The 19283-nt window shown below is 64.4% G+C and carries 21 protein-coding genes; all 21 read right to left on the bottom strand.

All coding sequences use genetic code 11. The features are described 5' to 3' along the window. Positions 1–33 precede the first annotated feature (33 nt). Positions 34–1266, bottom strand: a complete 1233-nt coding sequence (locus IVB40_RS05320) for a flagellar hook protein FlgE (protein WP_027570491.1) — start codon at positions 1264–1266, stop codon at positions 34–36. A gap of 90 nt (positions 1267–1356) precedes the next feature. Then, the gene (locus tag IVB40_RS05315; RefSeq protein ID WP_247818267.1) at positions 1357–1938 is read right to left on the bottom strand and encodes a transglycosylase SLT domain-containing protein; all 582 of its coding nucleotides are present in this window, start codon (positions 1936–1938) and stop codon (positions 1357–1359) included. Next, positions 1889–3226 (bottom strand): flagellar hook-length control protein FliK, encoded by a 1338-nt coding sequence (locus IVB40_RS05310; RefSeq protein ID WP_247818266.1) that lies wholly within the window; start codon positions 3224–3226, stop codon positions 1889–1891. Before IVB40_RS05310 ends, IVB40_RS05315 begins: the two co-directional genes overlap by 50 nt. Continuing rightward, complete coding sequence (locus tag IVB40_RS05305) at positions 3223–4425, bottom strand: chemotaxis protein (RefSeq protein ID WP_247818265.1); 1203 nt, start codon at positions 4423–4425, stop codon at positions 3223–3225. Before IVB40_RS05305 ends, IVB40_RS05310 begins: the two co-directional genes overlap by 4 nt. Next, positions 4422–5753 (bottom strand): MotB family protein, encoded by a 1332-nt coding sequence (locus IVB40_RS05300; protein WP_247818264.1) that lies wholly within the window; start codon positions 5751–5753, stop codon positions 4422–4424. The genes IVB40_RS05305 and IVB40_RS05300 overlap by 4 nt, the downstream gene beginning before the upstream one ends. A 6-nt stretch (positions 5754–5759) precedes the next feature. Next, on the bottom strand, positions 5760–6467 hold the full coding sequence (locus tag IVB40_RS05295) for a hypothetical protein (protein WP_247287753.1): 708 nt from the start codon (positions 6465–6467) through the stop codon (positions 5760–5762). After that, entirely contained in the window at positions 6464–8095 is a 1632-nt protein-coding gene (gene fliF / locus IVB40_RS05290; RefSeq protein ID WP_027519855.1) for a flagellar basal-body MS-ring/collar protein FliF, read from the bottom strand. Before fliF ends, IVB40_RS05295 begins: the two co-directional genes overlap by 4 nt. Before the next feature lie 304 nt (positions 8096–8399). Beyond that, positions 8400–9311 (bottom strand): flagellin, encoded by a 912-nt coding sequence (locus tag IVB40_RS05285; RefSeq protein ID WP_027570485.1) that lies wholly within the window; start codon positions 9309–9311, stop codon positions 8400–8402. Between the two features lie 268 nt (positions 9312–9579). Further along, positions 9580–10488 carry a flagellin gene (locus IVB40_RS05280; RefSeq protein ID WP_027570484.1) on the bottom strand — a complete coding sequence of 303 codons (909 nt, stop codon included), beginning with the start codon at positions 10486–10488 and terminating at the stop codon, positions 9580–9582. A gap of 264 nt (positions 10489–10752) precedes the next feature. Further along, positions 10753–11493, bottom strand: a complete 741-nt coding sequence (fliP, locus tag IVB40_RS05275) for a flagellar type III secretion system pore protein FliP (RefSeq protein WP_007595877.1) — start codon at positions 11491–11493, stop codon at positions 10753–10755. Then, positions 11490–11933, bottom strand: coding sequence for a flagellar basal body-associated FliL family protein (locus IVB40_RS05270; protein WP_027570483.1), 444 nt, complete (start codon positions 11931–11933; stop codon positions 11490–11492). The genes fliP and IVB40_RS05270 overlap by 4 nt, the downstream gene beginning before the upstream one ends. Positions 11934–11975: 42 nt before the next feature. Further along, complete coding sequence (gene flgH, locus IVB40_RS05265; protein ID WP_027570482.1) at positions 11976–12671, bottom strand: flagellar basal body L-ring protein FlgH; 696 nt, start codon at positions 12669–12671, stop codon at positions 11976–11978. Further along, positions 12672–13430, bottom strand: coding sequence for a MotE family protein (locus IVB40_RS05260; RefSeq protein ID WP_247287749.1), 759 nt, complete (start codon positions 13428–13430; stop codon positions 12672–12674). Positions 13431–13494: 64 nt separating this feature from the next. Further along, positions 13495–14625: a flagellar basal body P-ring protein FlgI gene (gene flgI, locus IVB40_RS05255; protein WP_247358365.1), complete on the bottom strand. Its 1131-nt coding sequence runs from the start codon at positions 14623–14625 to the stop codon at positions 13495–13497. Then, positions 14622–15098, bottom strand: a complete 477-nt coding sequence (flgA, locus tag IVB40_RS05250; protein WP_247818263.1) for a flagellar basal body P-ring formation chaperone FlgA — start codon at positions 15096–15098, stop codon at positions 14622–14624. The genes flgI and flgA overlap by 4 nt, the downstream gene beginning before the upstream one ends. A gap of 13 nt (positions 15099–15111) precedes the next feature. Further along, positions 15112–15900 carry a flagellar basal-body rod protein FlgG gene (gene flgG / locus IVB40_RS05245; RefSeq protein ID WP_247818262.1) on the bottom strand — a complete coding sequence of 263 codons (789 nt, stop codon included), beginning with the start codon at positions 15898–15900 and terminating at the stop codon, positions 15112–15114. A 15-nt stretch (positions 15901–15915) separates the two neighbouring features. Then, positions 15916–16245, bottom strand: coding sequence for a flagellar hook-basal body complex protein FliE (locus IVB40_RS05240; protein WP_247818261.1), 330 nt, complete (start codon positions 16243–16245; stop codon positions 15916–15918). Between the two features lie 2 nt (positions 16246–16247). Beyond that, positions 16248–16664: a flagellar basal body rod protein FlgC gene (gene flgC / locus IVB40_RS05235; protein ID WP_007595894.1), complete on the bottom strand. Its 417-nt coding sequence runs from the start codon at positions 16662–16664 to the stop codon at positions 16248–16250. 11 nt (positions 16665–16675) lie between these two features. Further along, positions 16676–17056 (bottom strand): flagellar basal body rod protein FlgB, encoded by a 381-nt coding sequence (gene flgB / locus IVB40_RS05230; RefSeq protein WP_027519862.1) that lies wholly within the window; start codon positions 17054–17056, stop codon positions 16676–16678. Between the two features lie 85 nt (positions 17057–17141). Next, the gene (gene flhB, locus IVB40_RS05225) at positions 17142–18227 is read right to left on the bottom strand and encodes a flagellar biosynthesis protein FlhB (protein WP_247287743.1); all 1086 of its coding nucleotides are present in this window, start codon (positions 18225–18227) and stop codon (positions 17142–17144) included. Positions 18228–18240: 13 nt separating this feature from the next. Next, on the bottom strand, positions 18241–19281 hold the full coding sequence (locus IVB40_RS05220; protein ID WP_027570476.1) for a flagellar motor switch protein FliG: 1041 nt from the start codon (positions 19279–19281) through the stop codon (positions 18241–18243). Between the last annotated feature and the right edge of the window lie 2 nt (positions 19282–19283).

The following is a 19283-nucleotide window of genomic DNA, read 5'->3' as shown; positions in this document are numbered from 1 at the left end:
GTCTACTCTTGGCCGGGACGAGTGCAGAAGGATTCAGCGCTTCAGGTTGACGACGACGTCGAGCAGGTCGGCGCCGGTCTGGAACGATTTCGAGTTCGCGGTGAAGCCACGCTGTGCCTCGATCATCCCGGTGAGCTCGTCCGCGAGATCGACGTTGGAGTCTTCCAGCGCTTCAGACTGGATCGTGCCAAGCCCACCGGTGCCGGCATTCGCGGCCTGGGCGTTGCCCGAATTCTGGTTGGTCGAATAGACGTTGCCCGGCTCGGGCGTCAGATTATCGGGGCTCGCCACGTCGGCGAGCATGAGCGTGTAGAGCGTCAGCTGCTGACCGTTCTTGAGCACGGCGGTCACGTACCCGTTCTGGTCAACGTCGACCTTATCGATGGCCGACGGAACGCTACCGTTGACAGTGGCCTTGAAGCTGAAGTTGGTGCCGACCTGCGTCATGTTCGACAAGTCGAGGGTCACGGTCGCGCCGCCGGTGACCGGAAATGCAAGCGTCGTGGCGCTCGCTGCGGCCAGCGCGCCCTTTCCGGCCGTCGTCGTGTCGAAGGTATAAGTGCCAGTCGCGCCGAGCGTGGCGCCCGTCGTCGAGTTGTAGGCTTGGATTTGCCAGGTGTCCAAGCCCGCCGCTGTCGCGGTATGTGACATATAGAGATCAACCTTAACGGGCTGGCCGATATTGTCGTAGGCCACGATCGAGCTTTTCGACGAGTACGCGCCCGGGCCGGGCGGACCGGCAATGAGTGCTGCCGTCGGATCAAGATTGCCGGTGGTGAGCGTTCCCGCCGTCGATGGCACGGGCACCTGCGAGACCTGGGCGATGTTCACGATCTGCATTCCCGACAGGCTGTTCTGTGAGAAATTAGTCACCTTCCCCGGCTGGCCGAGGAGGTAGTAGCCGGCCGCATTGACCAGATTGCCTTGGCTGTCCGGGACGAACGAGCCGGCCCGCGTCAGGAACTGCTGCGTGTTGGTGGCGTCGGACACCACGAAGAAGCCGTTGCCTTGAACGGCAAGATCCGTGCTCGATGTGGTGAATTGCGTATGTCCGGCGTCGCTGATGGCGTAGCGGACGGTGGTCTCGACCGCGCCGGAATCGTAGTTGCCCGAACCGCTCTTCAGGATCAGCGAGGAGAATTCGGTCGAAGCCCGCTTGTAGCCGGTGGTGTTGACGTTCGCGATGTTGTCCGAAACCGTCGACAGCTTGTTGGACTGCGCGGCCATCCCGGAAACGCCGGTACGCATAATGCCATAGAGGCTCATGGATTGGGCTCCTTAAGTAGGTTGCAATTACAATGATGGGTTTTGCTTGCGCGGGGCTGATGGTAAGGAACCATGCACAACTTCGTGTCGTCAGCTCGTCTTGGGCTGACAGAACGAGCGCGCCTTGTCGGTCCACGCGCCGAAGCCGCTCGAGACGAGATGCGCGACGATGTGGCAGACGTAGCGCTTCTGCGCCGGCTGGTTGTTGGGGCCTGCATTGTAGCGGGCGACCGCCATGGTCCAGCTGCCCTCGCGCTGCTTCAGCTCCTTCAGGAAGCGCGCGGCGTAGTCGACATTCCCTGCGGGATCGAACATCGCCCGGACCGAGACGAATTTGTCGCCGTGATAGTAGTGGTTGATCTGCATGCAGCCGAGGTCGATCAGCTTGATCCCCCTAGCTCGCATGGCTTCGAAGTTGGCGATCGCGTCGTTCATGTCCTTGGCGAATACGGTCTGTCCATCGGCGCCGAGCGCGTAAGGATGAAGCGCGCCGCGCCGGCCGGTCTCGGTCAGGCCGACCGCGTAGAGAATGCCGAGCGGAATTCCGTGCTGCTGGGACGCACGCGTCATCTCGCGCTCGCACGGGCGCGAATTGTCGGTCGCAGCAGTCGCGGCGCCGGCGTTACAGATAAACAGGGCCGCGACGAATCTGCGGCGCCACGTCCTGCTCATGACGCGTCTCCTGGTTGGACGGGCGCTCCTGTCGGGCCTGCTTGGCGCCGCCGTCCGCTTGTCCCGACGAATTACTCGTACCGTCGAACGTGCCTTGCGACTGGGACGACGGCTGTTGCTGGCCCGAAAGCTGCGGCTGCGACTGGTCGGAGCCGCTCTGGAAACCATCCAGCGAGCCGTGCTGGACGGGTGCTATGTCGGCGACGTAGCCCGCCGATTGCATCAGGTCGCGGATCGAATCGCGCTGCTGATCCAGCATCTGGCTCGTGTCCTTGCGCGCGGCGGCAAGGTGGACAGACACTTCGTTGCCGACGAGCCGAAGGCGCACGGTGACATTGCCGAGCGCGGGCGGCTCGAGATTGATGGTCAGGATCCTGAGCGGCTGATCCGGCGCATTGGCTTGGGACGCGGCAACATCTGCAGCTGCGGACGCCGTCGGTGCCGGAGCTTCTTTCAGCTCGGCGATAACGGCGTTGGCAACCTGCTGCGGAGCGTTGAACTGCGCCGGCGGCAGATGGGTCTCTTGCTGGACTACGGTGACCTTGGTCGTCCCGGGCAATGCGTCCCGCGCCGAAGCCCTGGCGGCACGCTCGACATTGGCCGCGACGGCCTCGAAGCCGCGTGCCGTTGCCTTCAGCGATGGCTCACTGCTTTGCGGTGTCGCCTGGTCGGCAGCCGTCGCGTGCGACGCCGCGGTCTGCGAATGCGGGGTGGTTGGAGCCGCGGGAGGCGCGGGCTCGGCTGTCGTCGCCTTCGCCGTGCCTATGGCCTGAACGTCGCGCTTCGTCGTGGAAGATCGCTCGTCGCGCCCGGACGAATCCTTCTTGTCGCCGGTCGGTGCTTGCATCTGCGGCATCACGACCGGCGGCCCGGCGACGATCTCCTGCCCCATGATCCCGGCAATGCTCGATCGGCTCTGGACGTCGGCCTGCTCGGTAGGATCGAGGAATCCATGTTTCCCGGACGATTTCTCGGTGGGTTTCTCCCTGGATCCGGGCTCTTCGGCTGCCGCGGCACGCTCGTGCACCGTCTCGTCGCTAGCGTCGTCCTTCCCGCTCTGATGCGCCAGGCGCGTTCGCAGCGTTCCGGCTTTCACCGCCGTGTCGCCGCCCTCGTCGTTGAGCGCCCGCTTCGCGAGACTCGAGACGGTGTGCAGCAGATCGTTGAAGGACGAGTCCGCCTGCGCTTTCGCCCCGGCGCTCTTCCCGGAGCGCGATGTGCCCCGCATGTTGAGGCTTTCGGCGAGACTCGAAAAGATCTGGCCGGAGGTTCCACTGAGCTTCGTCATGGACGGCGATCCCTGGTGAGGAGTTCGAGCTCGCCGAGCTGCTTCTGCGCGCGCGCAAGCGTTGCGGTCGACGACGCGAGGTCGAGACGCGCCGGCGTGACCGGAGACTTGTCGGCTGCGGCGGCGGATCCGCCAGCGAACGGCTTGCGAACGTCGAGTGCGAGCTGCACCGTTGCATTGAGAAAGGGAATGTCGCGCTCGGGCAGCTTCGACCGGTCGAGCGCCTTCAACTCGGCGAGACCGCCGTCATATTCGTCGGCGAGCGCCCGCGACACGCCGCGGAACAAATGCGCCCGCTCGCGCTCCGCCGAGGCATCGGCGCTGAGAGTCAGGGCACGCTCGCCGGCAAGCCGGGTCACGGCCAGCCCTCCGCGCACCATCGCGGTCCGCGCGATCACGAGATAGAGCTTGAGGCGGCTCGCGCGGTCGATCTGCTCCAGCAGGGTGGTGATCCGCGCAAACCGACGCTCGTCGAGCGCGAGGCTCGACTGCGTCAGGCCGGTCGCAAAGCGCTGCCAGAAGTCCCCGGCATAGACCGAGTTGTGGTAGTGCCTGATATAGGCCAGCGTCAGGAACTCGAACTTGTCGAAATCCTCGGCTTGCCCGACCAGCAGGATCTCGCGCCGCAGCGCGGCCTCCTCCACCAATGTGCCCGGCAAGAGCAAGCGCGCGTCATCCAGACGCTCGATTGCGAGCGATGCCTCGGCGCGTGCGAACAGCGCGCCCTGGACCAGCGCGAGCTGTCCGCCCAGGCCCGACGGAACCGTCCGCGGCTTGACGTCCTTGAGCAGTTCGCGCGCTTCGTCCTGACGACCCTCGACATAGGCAAGCGCGCCATCGAACAGCCGTCCATCGACGTTCAGCTTGTCGCGCGGCAGCTTGCGAATGATTTGCGGCGCGCCGCCGCTAAGTAGGTAAATGACGGCCGCTTGGCCGTTCTGCGAATTACTCCATACGCCCGGATCGGCGGCGAGAAATTTTTCGCCGATCTGCCGGATCAATGCGCCGTGGCTGCCGTGCGCCGCGCTATCGCCGTTGGCGATGCCGTCCTGCACGGCCTGCAACGCCCGAACGAGCTCGTATGGCTCGCCCGATGCCGATACCAGCGGGGGCGGCATCGGTGCGGGCTCGGCGAATGCGCCTGCCGCCGTGAACGGCAGCAGCATCAGGAGCGCGGCGCGGAGAAGAGGCCTGATCAAGGACGCTTCTCCCGGACCATGATCTCGATCCGGCGATTCTGCGCGGCCGCCGGATCGTTCTGAAGTTTAGGCCGCCGATCGGCATAACCCTCGACATGCTCGATGCGCTGCGCATCGACGCCGGAGCGGACCAGCATGTAATAGGCCATCTGCGCACGGGCCGTCGACAGCCGCCAGTTGTCATAGGCCTCCGAACGGTACGGCCGATTGTCGGTGTGGCCGCGGACGATGATCACGCCGGGACGCTTTATCAGCAGCGGGCCGATCTTGTCGATTACCCGGATGAGTTCGGGCCGCGGCTCAGCCGAGCCGACCGCGAACATGCCGAAGTTGGCATCGTCGGTCAGGCTGATCAGCAGGCCTTCCTCGACCTGACGCACCTCGGCCACCGGTCCGGCGCCAGCCTTGACGTCCGACAGCGCGTCGGCGATCGCCGACTGAAGCTGTTTGACCGTCAGTTGCTGGGCCTGAGCCGCGTCGCGCGGCTCGGATTCCTTCGTCGTGTCGTTGGGACGCGGCTGCGCGGCGGCATTGGCTTGATTACCAGCCTGGGCGCCGGGCTGCGCGCTCCCTTCGCGTGAGGCCTGCGATGGCGCGGGCCCCGGCGGCAGCAGAGCCGACAGGCTTGCGGACGACGCATCGGCGTTCGGAGCCACGCTTCCGCCGGCATCGTCCTGCCTGGCTCGGCGTGCCTGTGGCTCGCCCTCGCCTGTGCCGGACGCAGTGTCGCGCGCGGACGCATTCGGCTTCAGCTCGGGCTTGGGCTCGATGATGCGATCGGCATCCTTGGGTGCCTGCGGCGCAAGCTTCCAATAGCCGGGATCGAACGGATCGCGGTAGGCGTCGCCGCCCTTGAGGCCATCCTCTTCGGCGGACGTCAAAGCGCCGGCGCGCCGCTGGCCCGAGGCCTGGTTCGCGCTGCTGGCGATCTCGGCGAGTGTCGTATAGGGATCGCGGAACAGGACCTTCTCCTCGTAGAAGGGCGGCTTCTCGGCCGTCGGAGAGTCACCGCGACGTTCCTCGCTCGGTCCTCCCGGCTGGCGCCTGCCGTCCTGGCCGTCGAACGACGACGGCTCCTTCTTGGAGAGATCCTTGAGCCCCTTCGGGGCAGGTGCGTTCTCCGCGAGCTTGATCGGATTGAAATAGCTCGCGACCACCTGCTTCTGATCCTGGTTGAGGGCATTGATCAGCCACATCACCAGGAAGAACGCCATCATCGCGGTCATGAAGTCCGCATAGGCGATCTTCCAGACGCCGCCGTGCGGCTTCTCGTCGTCGAAGGCGCTCCGCCGGCGGATGATGACGAGTTCTGACTTGACCTCATTCATGACAGACTACCGGCGCGCCTCTTTCAGGCGCTCGCTCCAGGCCGTGATCTGGGTCTCGATCACGGTCTGGTCGGCCACGACGCGAACCTCGAATGTATCGGCGGCCTCATACTCGATGCCGGTTCGCCGCGCCGTCCCGAGCTGCGTCTTCACCAGGTCGAGCAGTTCGCTCGGGCCGGTGACCTTGAACACCGGCACCGGCGAATTGCCGGTCAGCGCCGCAATCTGCTCGACGAGCGATCCGATCGCCTTGTCGCGGACCGCATCGGCGAGGAACGGCAGCAATATCCGCGCAACGGAGCTCGCGATGTTGGTCTCGATTTCGCGGCAAGCCGTGTCGAAGCCGCTGACGACCGCCACCGCCTGCTGGTCGGACCACTTGGCCCGCTCTTCGCCGAGCCGGATCGCGCTCCGCACGCGTTCCTCGGCGATCCTGGACTCGCCCTCCGCAACGCCGGCCGCATGGCCGCGCCGAAAGGCATCGTCCAGGAGATTGACCGCCGGGGCTTCCGCCTTCGGCGCCGGAGGCGGCGACTGAAGCTGCGGCTGCGATTGCGGTTGCGAATGGGTCTGAGGCTGCGGCTGAGGCTCGCGCCGGGCTTCCTTCGGCCTCGTCAGCACATCCTGGATTTTGGGCGGCGGTGGAGGCGGAGGCGATTTGACCCGCCCGTTCACGTCGAACTGAGTCAGGAGCTTTCCGATTGCCGCGTTCATGCCGCCTCCTCGCGTCGCATCCAGTCTTTAAGGATCGCTGCCGCCTGCATCTGATCGAGACGAACGATCTGCTCCAGCCGCTTCTGCGGCGTTCGCTGCATCTTGCCTTCGAGGTCTTCGACCAGGTTGAGCTCGGCCTCTTCGCTGTCCGCCAATGCGAGGGCGCCTGCGGCCGACTCGAGCTGGGCGGCTTCCGCCGCCTCGGTCTGCTCCTGCGCCGCGCGATGGGTCAGAATGCCATTGACCGCAGGACGAAGTCCGAACCACACCAGCATCGAAGCTACGGCCAGGATCGTGACCGCGTTGATGACGCTGCCGAGCTGCTTGTTGATCATCTCGACGAAGCTGATCGGCGGCACCGGCGCCAGTTCGCGCGAGCCTTCGATGAAATCGACGGCCGTCACCTGGATCTGGTCGCCGCGCGCCTTGTCCAGCCCGCCGGCCGTGGCCGCGAGTTGGCTGATCTCGGCGAGCTTGCTGTCGACGATGGCCTGGTTGCTCTTGTCGCCCAGGTCGGCAATGAGCCGCCCGCGGTTGACCAGCACGGCAATGAACAGCTTCTTCACCGAATAGCCGTCGCTCACCGTCGTCGTGGTCTTGGACGAGACCTCGAAATTGGTGACGTCCTCGCGGCGAGTCTTGTCTTCGCTGGAATTCTTGGTGCCGCCGGCGTTCACCTGCTGGTCGGGAAGATTTTGCTGCACCGTGGTCGGCTGCGAACGGTCTGCGTTCTGTGACTTCTCGTTCTCGCGCACGTTCCGGACCGAGCGCTCGGCGCGGCTTTCGGGATCGTAGACGGTCTCATTGGTCTGCCGCTTGTCGGTGGAGAGCTGCGACGCAACGCTCACTTCGAAATTGTCGAGCCCCAGATACGGGGTCAGCGCCTTGCGGATGTTCTCCTGCACCATCCCGCCGACCGTCTTCTGCAGACTCGCCATCTTGGTCGGAGCAGCAGTCGCCTCATCCTCTTCGGCAAGCAGCATCGAACCGTCAGCGTCCAGCACCGTGACCTTGTCGCGGCTCATGCCCGGAATGGCAGCCGCGACGAGATGACGGATCGACTGCGCCGTGCGCGCCTCGATTGCGCCGTCGGTGCGCAGCACGACCGATGCCGAAGGTGGCTGCTGCGTCGCGCGGAACGACCCCCGCACCGGCATCACGATATGCACCCGCGCCGCCTTCACGCCCTTCATCAACTGCACCGTGCGGGCGATTTCGCCTTCGAGTGCCCGGAGCTTGGTGACCTCCTGCATGAACGAGGTCAAACCGAGCGAGCCGATCTTGTCGAACAGCTCGTAGCCGGAATTGGCGCTGGTCGGCAGCCCCTTCTCGGCGAGCAGCATCCGCGCCTGCATGGTCTGGCTCGGACGCACCGAGACCGCGTCGCCGGCGGTGTTGACGTCGAAGGTGATGTTTTGCTCGCGCAGCGCGGCACCCATGCGCGTCACGTCTTCGCGGGAAAGGCCGGTATAGAGCGTTTCGAATTCAGGCCGGCTCAGATAATAGGCGCCGCCCACGACGGTGACGAGAACGGCGAAACCGATCAATCCCAAGGCCATCAGGCGTCGCGGCCCAAGCTCCAGCAGATTATTGAGCAGTTGCTGTATCTGCGCACGACTGAACAGCATGTGACCTCATACCAATGCGAACGTAGAGGACACTCTGCTGCCAACCTTGTCTGAAGGTTGCGCGAGACCACGAATGTGTCGGTTCGCCGGCGAGGCGTTGCAATTTTACAAGAGACTGAGTGACGCAATTGCGCTCGGCGGCGACAAGCGGACGGCCGGTCGCATCGCGGTGCGATCGCCGACGGCGTGTTGCCTGGAATGTGGCGTCAGGAAATCGATGTGGGCACGTCGTGTGCCGTCGGATCCGCCGCTCACGGCGGAGACCGTGCTCCGTGAGGAGCACGGTCGTTTTCGAAGCCGCGGCTTAGCGGAACAGCGACAGGATGCTCTGGCTGTTCTGGTTGGCGATCGAGAGCGCCTGAACACCGAGCTGCTGCTGGGTCTGGAGCGCCTGAAGGCGGGTCGATTCCGCATTCATGTCGGCATCGACGAGCTGGCCTATACCGCGGTCCACGGAGTCCATCAGGGTCTTGACGAATTCCGTGTTGGTCGCGAGTCGGTTCTTGACGGCACCGAGATTGGCGGCGGCCGACGCCACCGAGTTGATCCCGGCGGTGACCTGCGCGATGTAGCCATCGAGCGTGGTCTGGTCAGCCGCCGAGTCGGTCAGCACGGAGATGCTCATCGTGTTGATCGACGGAGAGGTCGAACCGGCCGTGTCCAGAATGCCAGTCTGGGTCGAGGTGTAGAGCGAGTAGTTCGCGGTCGTCACGGTGATCGAGCCGATGGTGGGCGTACCGCCGACACGCGAGTACGACGACACCAGGTTGAAAGTCGTCGGCGTGGTGGCGGTCGTGCTCAGCCAGTTGATGCCGTTGAAGGTCGCCGAGTTGGCCTTGAGCTTCATATCCTGCTGGATCTGGGTGATGTCAGCCTGGATCTTGGTGCGGTCGATACCAGCGGTCTTGGCTTCGACCAGCAGCGCCTGGAGCTTGGTCAGGCCGGAGTCCTTGTCGCCGATCACCGAGGTCAGAGCGGTATATTCGGTGTCGACGGTCGCGGCCGACAGGCCGAGCGAGTCGGAGACCGCGGAAAGCGCGGCGTTGTCGGAGCGCATCGACGTCGCGATCGACCAATAGGCAGCGTTGTCCGAGGCGGTCGAGACGCGCATACCGGTCGAGATCCGGTTCTGCGTGGTCGCGAGCTGCGAGCTGACGTTGCGAAGGGTCTGCAGCGCGGTCATTGCAGACGAGTTGGTGAGGAGGCTAGAACCCATTTTGATGTCCCTTTGGAGATTGAATTAAATTTGGGGACATACCGGACTTACACCGGTACGGCAGGGCGGCGTCATGCCTTTGGGCTGCGCAAAAGCGTCAAGGCCCAACCTGTCGTAACGGCGACGATAGCCCGCGAAGCTTGTGCGGGGCTTGTGGCTCTGTGTCTTTGCCGCAACAAGGCGGCTGAAATTGCGGCGCGCGATGTCACGCCAAATGAAAGGGCCGCGCCTCGTGAGAAGCGCGGCCCTCCCCAAAATCGTTTGAGGCTTAGCGGAACAGCGACAGGATGCTCTGGCTGCTGTTGTTGGCGATCGAGAGCGCCTGCACGCCGAGCTGCTGCTGGACCTGGAGGGCCGACAGGCGGGTGGACTCCTGGTTCATGTCGGCGTCGACGAGCTGACCGATACCGCGGTCCACGGAGTCCATCAGCGACTTCACGAAGTCCGTGTTGGTCGAGAGCCGGTTCTTGACGGCACCGAGATTGGCGGCGGCCGAGGCCACCGAGTTGATGCCAGCGGTGACCTGCGCGATGTAGCCATCGAGCGTGGTCTGGTCAGCTGCCGAGTCGGTCAACGCGGAGATGCTCATCGTGTTGATCGACGGAGCGGTCGAACCGGCCGTGTCGAGAATGCCGGTCTGCGTCGAGGTATAGAGCGAGTAGTTGGCGGTCGTCACGGTGATGGAGCCGATGGTGGGCGTACCGCCGACACGCGAGTACGACGACACCAGGCTGAAGGTCGTCGGCGTCGTGGCGGACGTGCTCAGCCAGTTGATGCCGTTGAAGGTCGCCGCACTGGCTGTCGCCTTCATCTGCTGCTGGATCTGGGTGACGTCTGCCTGGATCTTGCTGCGGTCGATACCGGCGGTCTTGGCTTCGACCAGCAGGGACTGGAGCTTGGTCAGGCCGGAGTCCTTGTCGCCGATGACCGTGGTCAGAGCGGTATATTCGGTGTCGACGGTCGCAGCCGACAAACCGAGCGAGTCGGAGACCGCCGAGAGCGCGGCGTTGTCCGCGCGCATCGAGGTCGCGATCGACCAGTAGGCAGCGTTGTCCGAAGCGGTCGAGACGCGCTGGCCGGTGGAGATGCGGGTTTGCGTGGTGGAGAGCTGCGAGCTCACAGACCGCAAGGTCTGGAGTGCGGTCATGGCGGTCGAGTTCGTAAGCAGGCTTGACATTGCGAATGTCCCTTTATGTACGCGTTACATTTTCACGAGGGGACATACCGGGCTTTCACCGGTACGGAGGGGCGGCATCATGCCTTTGGACTGATGTGGGTGGGGTCCAACCCGCCGTGACGCATTGCTAGCACGCCGAATCTTGCGCGCGGATTAAGATCGGCTTGAATTGCGCTGTAAAATCAGATGGTTAACAGTACCTATTGCTAACCATAGTCCGGTACTTATCGCTAACCATAACCGTCCGCCTGGCGCTCATTGCCGTTACGAGAATGAGCGCACCAGCCCGGAGGCAAGCAGATTCCAGCCGTCGATCAGCACGAAGAACAGCATCTTGAACGGCAATGCGAGGATTGTCGGCGGCATCATCATCATGCCCATCGACATGGTCAGCGTCGCCACGATCATGTCGATGACGAGGAACGGCAGGATGATGAGAAATCCGATCTCGAACGAACGCCTGAGCTCGGAAATCATGAAGGCCGGAATGATGACGCGCATGTCGACGCGCTTGTCGTCGAACTTCCTGCGGAAGCTCTCCGCGGCCAGCGATTCGAAGGTCTGCAGATCCTTGTCGCGAACATGGGCCAGCATGAATTCGCGGAACGGATCGGTGATCTTCAGATAGGCCTCTTCCTCCGAGATCTCGTTCTTCATCAGCGGCTGGATCCCGGTTTCCCAGGCGCGGTCGAAGGTCGGCGCCATCACGTAGAAGGTCATGAACAGCGCGAGGCTGATCAGCACCAGATTGGCCGGCGTGGTCTGAAGTCCGAGACCGGCGCGCAGGAACGACAGCGCCACCGCAAACCGCGTGAAGCTCGTTACCATGATGAGCAGTCCCGGCGCCACGGACAGTACCGTGATCACCGCCATCAACTGGATGATCCGGCCGCTGGTCGAGCCGTTACCCGGCGGCAGCAGCGAATTGAGGTCCGGAATTTGGGCCAGTGCCACTTCGGGCAGCACGACCAGGAGCAACGCAAGCAGCAGGACTCTCAGTTTCACTGAATCACCAACGTCTCAATGATCAATTCGCGGATCTTGCCCGAGGAGCGGATATTGGCGCGTTCGGTCAGGTCGTCGCGCAGGTGCTGAAGCCCGCGCGATCCCTCGAACTGCGCCACCGTCGCCGACCGCAGATAGGTGACGATGTCCTCGCTGATATGGGCCGCCAGGATGCCGGCATCCTCGTCGCTCATGCTGTCGGTCACCATGGAGGCTTCGATGCGGGCCCAGTTGTTGGCCGGCGCGCCGAGATTGGTCACGATCGGCGACAGCTTCCTGAGCCGCGCACTGCCGGCGTAGCTCGAGGCAAGAGGCGGCGGCGTGGCGGTTTTCTTCGCATCGGCGACGCGCTCGGCGGCCGCAAACAGATGCAGGCCGGCAAGCCCGCCCGCGCCGATCGCGATCAGGGTCAGCACCACGATGGCCGCAATCAGGCGCATGATGTCCCCTGCCCTCGTGACGCGGCCCGACGGTCGCGCATCTCAGAACGGTGCCACGGCGTCATAGATCCGATGTCCCCATCCAGGCTGCTGCACGTCCGAGAGATTTCCCCGGCCGCCGTAGGCCACGCGCGCCTCGGCGATCTTCTCGTAGGAGATCGTGTTGGTTCGCGAGATATCGCGTGGACGCACGATGCCGCCGACGTTGAGCACACGCATTTCCGTGTTGACCTTGAACTCCTGCGAGCCGCTGATCATCATATTTCCGTTCGGCAACACGTCGGTTACGATGGCTGCGATCGACAGTTTGATATCCTCTGCGCGGTCGATCTGGCCATTGCCCTTGATCTGGGTGTTGGTGTTGAGGTTGGCGCTCGTCGAGCCCTTGTCCTGCCATCCCGCGACGTCCATCAGCCAGTCGAGGCCGAACTTGATCTGCGAATCGCGCGAGCGACCAGTCTTGTTGTCGAGCTTGGCCTTGTCCTGCATCGAGATGATCACCGTCACTACGTCGCCGACGCGCCGGGCGCGAGGATCGCGGTAGAGGTCGGTGCCGTCGTCCCAGGTCGAGCGATAGCTGACGGGCGAGTGCATGCGGGGCGTCACGGGAATCGGATCGGCCTGCGTCCTCAGGCCGCTCCCGACCGGCGACAATCGCGGGCCAGTCAGGACCTCGGCCGGATCAGTGACGCATCCCGCAAGCGACAACAGCGACAGGATGAGGATCAGATTCTTCATCTATTTGGTCTTTCCGTCATCCACGCGACGCATCCCGCCGAGCAGATCGGCGAGGTGCGCCGCGCGCCCCGTCTCCATCTCGTTGAAGATTGCGCTCGAGCTCCTCGGGCTGAGCTTTGCGAGCACGGCCGCAGCCGTCTCGTCCGCCATTCCGGCGATCTGGGTTGCGGCGGCGTCCGGCTTCATGCGCGAGTAGATCTCGACGACGCTCGCTTCGGCCTTCTTCAGGAAGTCGTCGCGCAACGCCATCCACTTCTCATATTCAGCGCGTTTGGCCTCGACCTCGGCGATCCGCTCGCGGAGCTGGTTCTCGGCCTTCTCCAGCTCCTTGAGCTGCCAGGCCAGCCTTGCATCGACCGCGGGGTCGGCGACATTGCTGCAGAACAGAGCGACTTCGTTGTCCGCGGTTGCAGCGGCCTGGGGCGGCACCGGCTTCGGCGGCGCCGTGACGCTACCGGGCTTGGCGGGTCGCGGCGCGGCTGTGGGCGCCGGCGCGGGCTTCTCGGAGGCCGGCACGGCACCCGTGGTCGCGGGTCCCGAATCTTCGGCTGCCCACGCCGTCGCCCGCATCGACGCATTGTCGCTCGGGATCGATGAGATCGGCTTCTGCGGGCCAGGCGCGCGGGCGCGCGCGAAGGACAGCAGATTGAGCGGCTTCGACGGCTTGGCCTCATCCAGCGCCAGAACGGGCGAAGCGCTCGCGAGCGCGGAGGCCGCGACCAGGAGGAGGAGTTTGGCTTTATGATCCAGCTTCAACATCGGTCCGCGTGCGATTCTCGGTCGAGAGAGCATTGAGCGACCAAGCTTGCACGGCGCTTACGCGTCATTGCACGATGACATCCGCCTGGAGGGCGCCGGCCGTCTTGATCGCCTGGAGGATCGCGATGATGCCGGATGGTTTCAGGCCGATCTGGTTCAGGCCGCGCACCAGGCGCTGGAGATCGACGCCGCTCAGGATCGCCACCTGCGATCCGGCCTCGTTGGCCTCGACCACGGTCTGGGGCACGACCACCGTCTGCCCTTTCGAGAAGGGTGCCGGTTGCGACACCACGGGAAGCTCGGTGACGCGGACCGTCAGATTGCCGTGCGTCACGGCAACGGTCGATATCCGTACGTCGCGTCCGATCACCACCGTGCCGGTACGCTCGTTGATCACCACCCGCGCCGGCGTGTCCGGCTCGACCGTCAGCTCGCCGATTTCGGCGAGAAAGCGGACCGGGCCGATGTGGCGCGGCTTCGACAGCACGATGGTGCGGTAGTCGCGCTCGAAGGCGATCTGCGCGCGGTAGCGTCCGCCCGCGTAGCGATTGATGGCGTCGAGGATTCGCGTTGCGGTGACGAAGTCGGGGTTCTTGAGCTCCAACACAAGATACTCCATTTCATGGAGACTACCCTGCACCTCGCGCTCGACCAGCGCGCCGTTCGGGATTCGGCCCGCGGTCGGCGTGCCCTGGCTGACGTTCTGGGCCTGGCCTCCGACGCTGTAGCCGGCGACCGTGACCGCGCCTTGCGCCACTGCATAGACCGCGCCGTCCGCCGCGCGCAGCGACGTCATCACCAGGGTGCCGCCGAGCAGGGAGGTCGCATCGCCGAGCGACGACACGGTCACGTCCATGCGCTCGCCGGCACCGATCGAGGGCTGCAGGTCCGCGGTCACCATCACGGCCGCGACGTTGCGCGTGCGCAGCGTCGTCGGACGCGGGGGATTGTTGGTGCTGGTGGTCTCGTTCCTGACATTGATGCCCATGTTCTCGAGCATCGATTGCAGGGACTGCTCCGTGAACGGAGCATTGCGGAGCGTGTCGCCGGTGCCGTTCAGGCCGATGACGAGGCCGTAGCCGACGATCTGGTTTTCGCGCAATCCCTTGATGTCCGCGATGTCCTTGATGCGGACGGCGGCGTGGGCGCTGGCGGCGAAAACGAGCAGGACGAGCGCAAGCAGGACTCTGGTCATGACCCGTCCACGACCTTGACGGTGCCGTCGGGCTGGACGACACCCCTGATGATCACACCCGTATCGGTGTTTCGTATCGGGATGAGCGCGCCGGGCGCGCCCGACTGCATCGCGGCGCCGTAGGTCACGATCGACAGGCCGCTGTCTTCGACCACGACCTTGACCATCGCGCCGCGGGCCACCGTCCAGGGATCCTCCACCGAGTTGGTCGGGATCGGCTGGCCGGGCAGCAGCGCGCGGCGCGCCATGCGGCCGACCAGGACCTGGCGTCCTTCGATGAAAACGGCGACGCCGAGCACGTTCGGCGCGAAGGCGCGCTCGGTGATCATCTCGTCCCGGATCAGCTCGCCGGCGCGGATCGAGACGGCCGGCACGGGAAGCCGCTTCTCCTCGGCCGCCGCGACTCGCGCGAAGACGAGAACCAGCAGCACGGCGGCCAACCCGCGCATGATCGAGCCCATCCTGTTCAACATGGATACACCGGAACTAGCGCATGCCCTTCGAGACCGTCTGGGCCATTTCATCCGAGGCCTGGATGACCTTGGCATTCATTTCGTAGGCGCGCTGGGCGGAGATCAACTCGGTGATTTCCTTGACCGGGTCGACGTTCGAGGCTTCGAGATATTGCTGGTTGATCTTGCCGTAGCCGGAATCGCCGGGCAACCCGACGACCGGCGTGCCGGACGCCGTGGTCTCGCGGTAGAGATTGCTGCCCAGCGGTTCGAGGCCGGCCTCGTTGGCGAAATTGGCGAGATTGAGCTGGCCGATTTGCCTCGGGTTCACTTCCGTATCCAACTTGGCAAACACCTGTCCGGTCTGGTTGACCGTGACCTGAACCGTTCCCTGCGGCACCGTGATTGCGGGATCCAGCAGATAGCCGTCGATCGTGACGAGCTGGCTGTTGGCGTTGGTGTTGAACGAGCCCGCGCGGGTATACTGCACCTCGTTATTCGGGCCGAGCACCTGAAACCAGCCGCGGCCGTTGATCGCCATGTCGTAGGGATTGCCGGTCTGCGTGAGCGCGCCCTGGATGTGCAGCTTGCGGATCGCCGCCGACTTGACGCCGAGGCCGAGATTGGCGCCTTCCGGGATCGGCGACGAGCCGCTGGTGTTGGCAACGCCCTGCATGCGGTCCATCTGGTAGAACAGATCGGTGAACTCGGCACGCGCCCGCTTGTACGAGGTCGAGTTGATGTTGGCGATGTTGTTCGCGATGACTTCGATGTTGGTCTGCTGGGCGTTCATGCCCGTGGCCGCGATGGCAAGCGATTTCACAGCGTCACTCCTTGATCAGATCGACATCCGAACGACTTCTTGGTAGGCCTGCACGACCTTGTCGCGAACTGCTACCGCCGTCTGCAAGGCCTGTTCGGCTGACATCAGCGCCTCCACAACGCGCCGCGTCGATTCCTTGCCCTGCATCGCCGAGATCGAGGCCGCCTCGCCCGCCTTCAGTGTCCCGATCGCGTCCGTCGTCACCTGCTTCATGATAGATTCGAATCCGACGTCGGCGCCGGACTGGATCGCGGGTATCGCCGTCGACGAGATGGCCTGCGCCTCGGTCGCGCGGCTCGCCGCTTGCCCGGCCGAAATCGCTGTGGATGAAATTGCTTCAAGCATTGTCAGCTCCTCAGCAGGTCGATGGTCATGCCCAGCATCGACCTCACCTGTTTCACGACCTGCAGATTGGCTTCATAGGACCGGTTGACTTCCCGCATGTCCGCCATCTCGATCATCATGTTGACGTTCGGCAGCTTGACGTAGCCGGCCTTGTCGGCGGCGGGATGCCCCGGCTCGTACTCCACGCGGTACGGCGTGGTGTCGACGCCGATTTCCTTGACCTTCGCCAGCTGAGCGCCCGAGGCGCGGTCCATCGCCGCATCGAAGGTGATTGTCTTGCGTTGATAGGGATCGGCGCCGGCGGCGCGCCCCGTCGACGTCGCGTTGGCGAGATTCTCCGAGACGATGCGCATGCGCGTCGACTGCGCTTCGAGCCCGGAGCTCGCGACCGTCAACGAGGATTGCAGTGAGTCCAGCATGTCAGTTCACCTCAGGTCTTCGCGCTCGACAGCAGCATGCGGTGAAACGACCGCACGACCGCCGAGTTCATCGAGTAGTCGCGACTGACGTCGCTGCCCTTGATCATTTCCTGCTCGAGACTGACGGAGTTGCCGGAGTGAACCACGTCCCAGCTGTCCTTTTTCGCGGTTGCCCGCGTGTCGCTCTCGGCAGCGGAGAGTTGCATGTGCGACGGCGACGTGGTCGCCAATCTCACCGGCGTGCTGTCGAGCACCTTGTTGAAGGGCTCGACGTCGCGCGCCTTGAAGCCCGGCGTGTTGGCGTTGGCGACATTCGTGGCGATCGTCGATTGGCGGAGCTCGAGGTATCGCGCCTGCGACGATGCGAGTTCGAAGAGATAGAGCGGTCCCACGGCAGCACCATTCTGGTTCAGACGGTGTAACCTTAGGGTCGCAAGCTTTCGTCAGGCTGATGGAATAGACGCCGTCCTCAGAATTCTACTGGACCTTCTCGGATCGCGGCGTCTGCTTGGACTGCAGGAAGTAGATGATCTCGGCGACCGGCCGGAAGAACTCCGCCGGAATCACCTGGTCGACCTGAACCGCCTCGTAGAGCGCGCGCGCCAGCGCCTTGTTCTCGATCACCGGAATCCGGTTCTGCTCGGCGACTTCGCGGATCTTCAGCGCAATCACGTCCATGCCCTTCGCCACGACGATCGGCGCGGGATTTTCCTCGCGATTGTAGCGTAGCGCGATCGCGAAGTGCGTCGGGTTCGCAATCACCAGCGTCGCCCGCGATGCGGAGGCGATCATGCGCTGGCGCGAGCGGTCGCGCGCCAGCGAGCGCAGGCGGGCTTTGATCAGCGGATCGCCTTCGGCCTGCTTGTGCTCGTCCTTGATCTCCTGCCGCGTCATGCGCAGCTCGCGCCGCCAGTGGAAGCGCGCCCATGCGAGATCGACCGCTACCAGGACGATGGTCGCGATGCAGATCGCCGAGACGATTCGCATGGCGATGTTGAGAATCATCTCCGGCAGCGCGACCGGGTCGGTGTACATCGCCTCGAACGCCTTCGCTTCCGACGAGCGCAGCACGAACGCGACGACGACGGTGACCGCGGCGAGCTTAAACAGCGACTTGGCGAACTCGACGAGGCCCTGCGATCCAAACAGCCGGCTCCAGCCGCTGAGCGGAGAGATTCGCGACAGGTCCGGCGTGATGCGCTGGAGCACCAGGCTGGGAGCATTTTGCAACAGCGAGGCGGCCAGCCCGAAGGCCGCCAGGGTGACGACCAGCGGCGTCAGGAAGCGCAGCGCCTGAAGCCCGACCACGATGAGCAGATTCTGGGCGTCGGCCCCGGTGCTGAGAGGGAAGCCATCGGGATCGTCGAGAAAGCCCGTCAGCATCGGCGTCAATTGCTGAACGCCCTGGCCGATCAGGAACGCCTGGATCACCATCAGCGCAGCCATCGAGGCGAAGATGGAAGCCTCCCGAGAGACCGGGATTTTGCCCTGTTCGAGCGCATCGCGGACTTTTTTCTCGGTCGGCTCTTCTGTCTTGCTCTCCTGATCGGTTGTTTCTGCCATGCCCGTTCAGCGGTCAGCGGAAGACCAGCTCATCCTCCTGCTCGGGGTTGAGCTCGATTTCGCCCTTTTCCGCGAGGTCGAGCGCGAGGTCGGTGATCACGCGCCGCGCCTCCAGCACGTCGCGCTGGTTCGACGGCTCGCCGATGGCGAGCTCGTGCTCGACGACCCGGCGGACGCGCGAGGCGACCGAGGACAGGATCATCTCGCGGAAGTGCTTGTCGGTGCCCTTCAGCGCGATGACGATGCGATCGGTCGGCACCTGGTCGAAGATCATGGTGCGCGCCTTCGGCGTCAGGTTGGTGACGTCGTCGAAGGTGAAGAGCAGCTCCTTCAGCACTTCGGCCGACTTCGGCCGCTTCTCCGACAGGCTCTTGAGCATGTCCTCGATGTGTCCGCGCTCCATCTTGTTGATGATGTCGGCGACGCGGGCATAGGTGTCCGCGCCGAGGTTGCGGGCGAAGTTCAGCGTCAGATCCTCATGCAGCGTCTTCTCGAGGACCCTCATGGCGTCGTCGACGATCGGCTTGAGGCTGAGCACGCGCCGCATCAGCTCGTTGCGCAGGCTCGACGGCAGCTGGCTCATGACCTTGGCGGCGCAGGACGGCTTGACCTTGGACAGGATGAGCGCCGCGGTCTGCGGATGCTCCTTGGACAGGTAGCTTGCCAGCGAGTTCTCCGACACCGACGAGACGCGATCCCATACGGACCGGCTCGAATTGCCCAGCAGGTCCGACATGATGGCCGAGACCTGGTCGGCCGGAAGCACGTCGCCGAGCACGGCTTCCAGGCCACCGAGGGTGCCGAGAATGTTGGCACCCATCGAGAATTGCTGGGCGAACTCCTCGACGATCGCTTCGAGTTCCTGCGCCGTAATCGGCCGCAGCTCGGCCGCGGCCTTTGTAACGGTGCGGATATCCTGCGGCTCGAACTGCGCGAGTACGCTCGCGGCCGCCTGCCGGCCCATGGCGAGCAGGAGTGCCGCGACCTTCTCTGTCCCGCCCAGCGTGGCAACGCCTCGCTGCTTGATGGGAGCCATGCCGACCTGTGCCGCCATGG

This window comes from Bradyrhizobium sp. 40 (assembly GCF_023100925.1).
Classification (GTDB): domain Bacteria; phylum Pseudomonadota; class Alphaproteobacteria; order Rhizobiales; family Xanthobacteraceae; genus Bradyrhizobium.
The sequence above is the reverse complement of the archived record's forward strand: the minus strand, read 5'-3'. Positions and strand labels throughout refer to the sequence as shown.

What these genes read in the sequence shown, in the direction of transcription:
- IVB40_RS05295 (WP_247287753.1), bottom strand. Translation starts at nt 6,467, where the DNA reads ATGAACGCGGCAATCGGAAAGCTCCTGACTCAGTTCGACGTGAACGGG.
- IVB40_RS05310 (WP_247818266.1), bottom strand. Translation starts at nt 3,226, where the DNA reads ATGACGAAGCTCAGTGGAACCTCCGGCCAGATCTTTTCGAGTCTCGCC.
- IVB40_RS05300 (WP_247818264.1), bottom strand. Translation starts at nt 5,753, where the DNA reads ATGAATGAGGTCAAGTCAGAACTCGTCATCATCCGCCGGCGGAGCGCC.
- IVB40_RS05315 (WP_247818267.1), bottom strand. Translation starts at nt 1,938, where the DNA reads ATGAGCAGGACGTGGCGCCGCAGATTCGTCGCGGCCCTGTTTATCTGT.
- flgH (WP_027570482.1), bottom strand. Translation starts at nt 12,671, where the DNA reads ATGAAGAATCTGATCCTCATCCTGTCGCTGTTGTCGCTTGCGGGATGC.
- flgC (WP_007595894.1), bottom strand. Translation starts at nt 16,664, where the DNA reads ATGCTGGACTCACTGCAATCCTCGTTGACGGTCGCGAGCTCCGGGCTC.
- flgA (WP_247818263.1), bottom strand. Translation starts at nt 15,098, where the DNA reads ATGTTGAACAGGATGGGCTCGATCATGCGCGGGTTGGCCGCCGTGCTG.
- IVB40_RS05320 (WP_027570491.1), bottom strand. Translation starts at nt 1,266, where the DNA reads ATGAGCCTCTATGGCATTATGCGTACCGGCGTTTCCGGGATGGCCGCG.
- IVB40_RS05280 (WP_027570484.1), bottom strand. Translation starts at nt 10,488, where the DNA reads ATGTCAAGCCTGCTTACGAACTCGACCGCCATGACCGCACTCCAGACC.
- IVB40_RS05220 (WP_027570476.1), bottom strand. Translation starts at nt 19,281, where the DNA reads ATGGCGGCACAGGTCGGCATGGCTCCCATCAAGCAGCGAGGCGTTGCC.
- flgI (WP_247358365.1), bottom strand. Translation starts at nt 14,625, where the DNA reads ATGACCAGAGTCCTGCTTGCGCTCGTCCTGCTCGTTTTCGCCGCCAGC.
- IVB40_RS05260 (WP_247287749.1), bottom strand. Translation starts at nt 13,430, where the DNA reads ATGTTGAAGCTGGATCATAAAGCCAAACTCCTCCTCCTGGTCGCGGCC.
- fliF (WP_027519855.1), bottom strand. Translation starts at nt 8,095, where the DNA reads ATGCTGTTCAGTCGTGCGCAGATACAGCAACTGCTCAATAATCTGCTG.
- IVB40_RS05270 (WP_027570483.1), bottom strand. Translation starts at nt 11,933, where the DNA reads ATGCGCCTGATTGCGGCCATCGTGGTGCTGACCCTGATCGCGATCGGC.
- flhB (WP_247287743.1), bottom strand. Translation starts at nt 18,227, where the DNA reads ATGGCAGAAACAACCGATCAGGAGAGCAAGACAGAAGAGCCGACCGAG.
- IVB40_RS05285 (WP_027570485.1), bottom strand. Translation starts at nt 9,311, where the DNA reads ATGGGTTCTAGCCTCCTCACCAACTCGTCTGCAATGACCGCGCTGCAG.
- IVB40_RS05240 (WP_247818261.1), bottom strand. Translation starts at nt 16,245, where the DNA reads ATGCTTGAAGCAATTTCATCCACAGCGATTTCGGCCGGGCAAGCGGCG.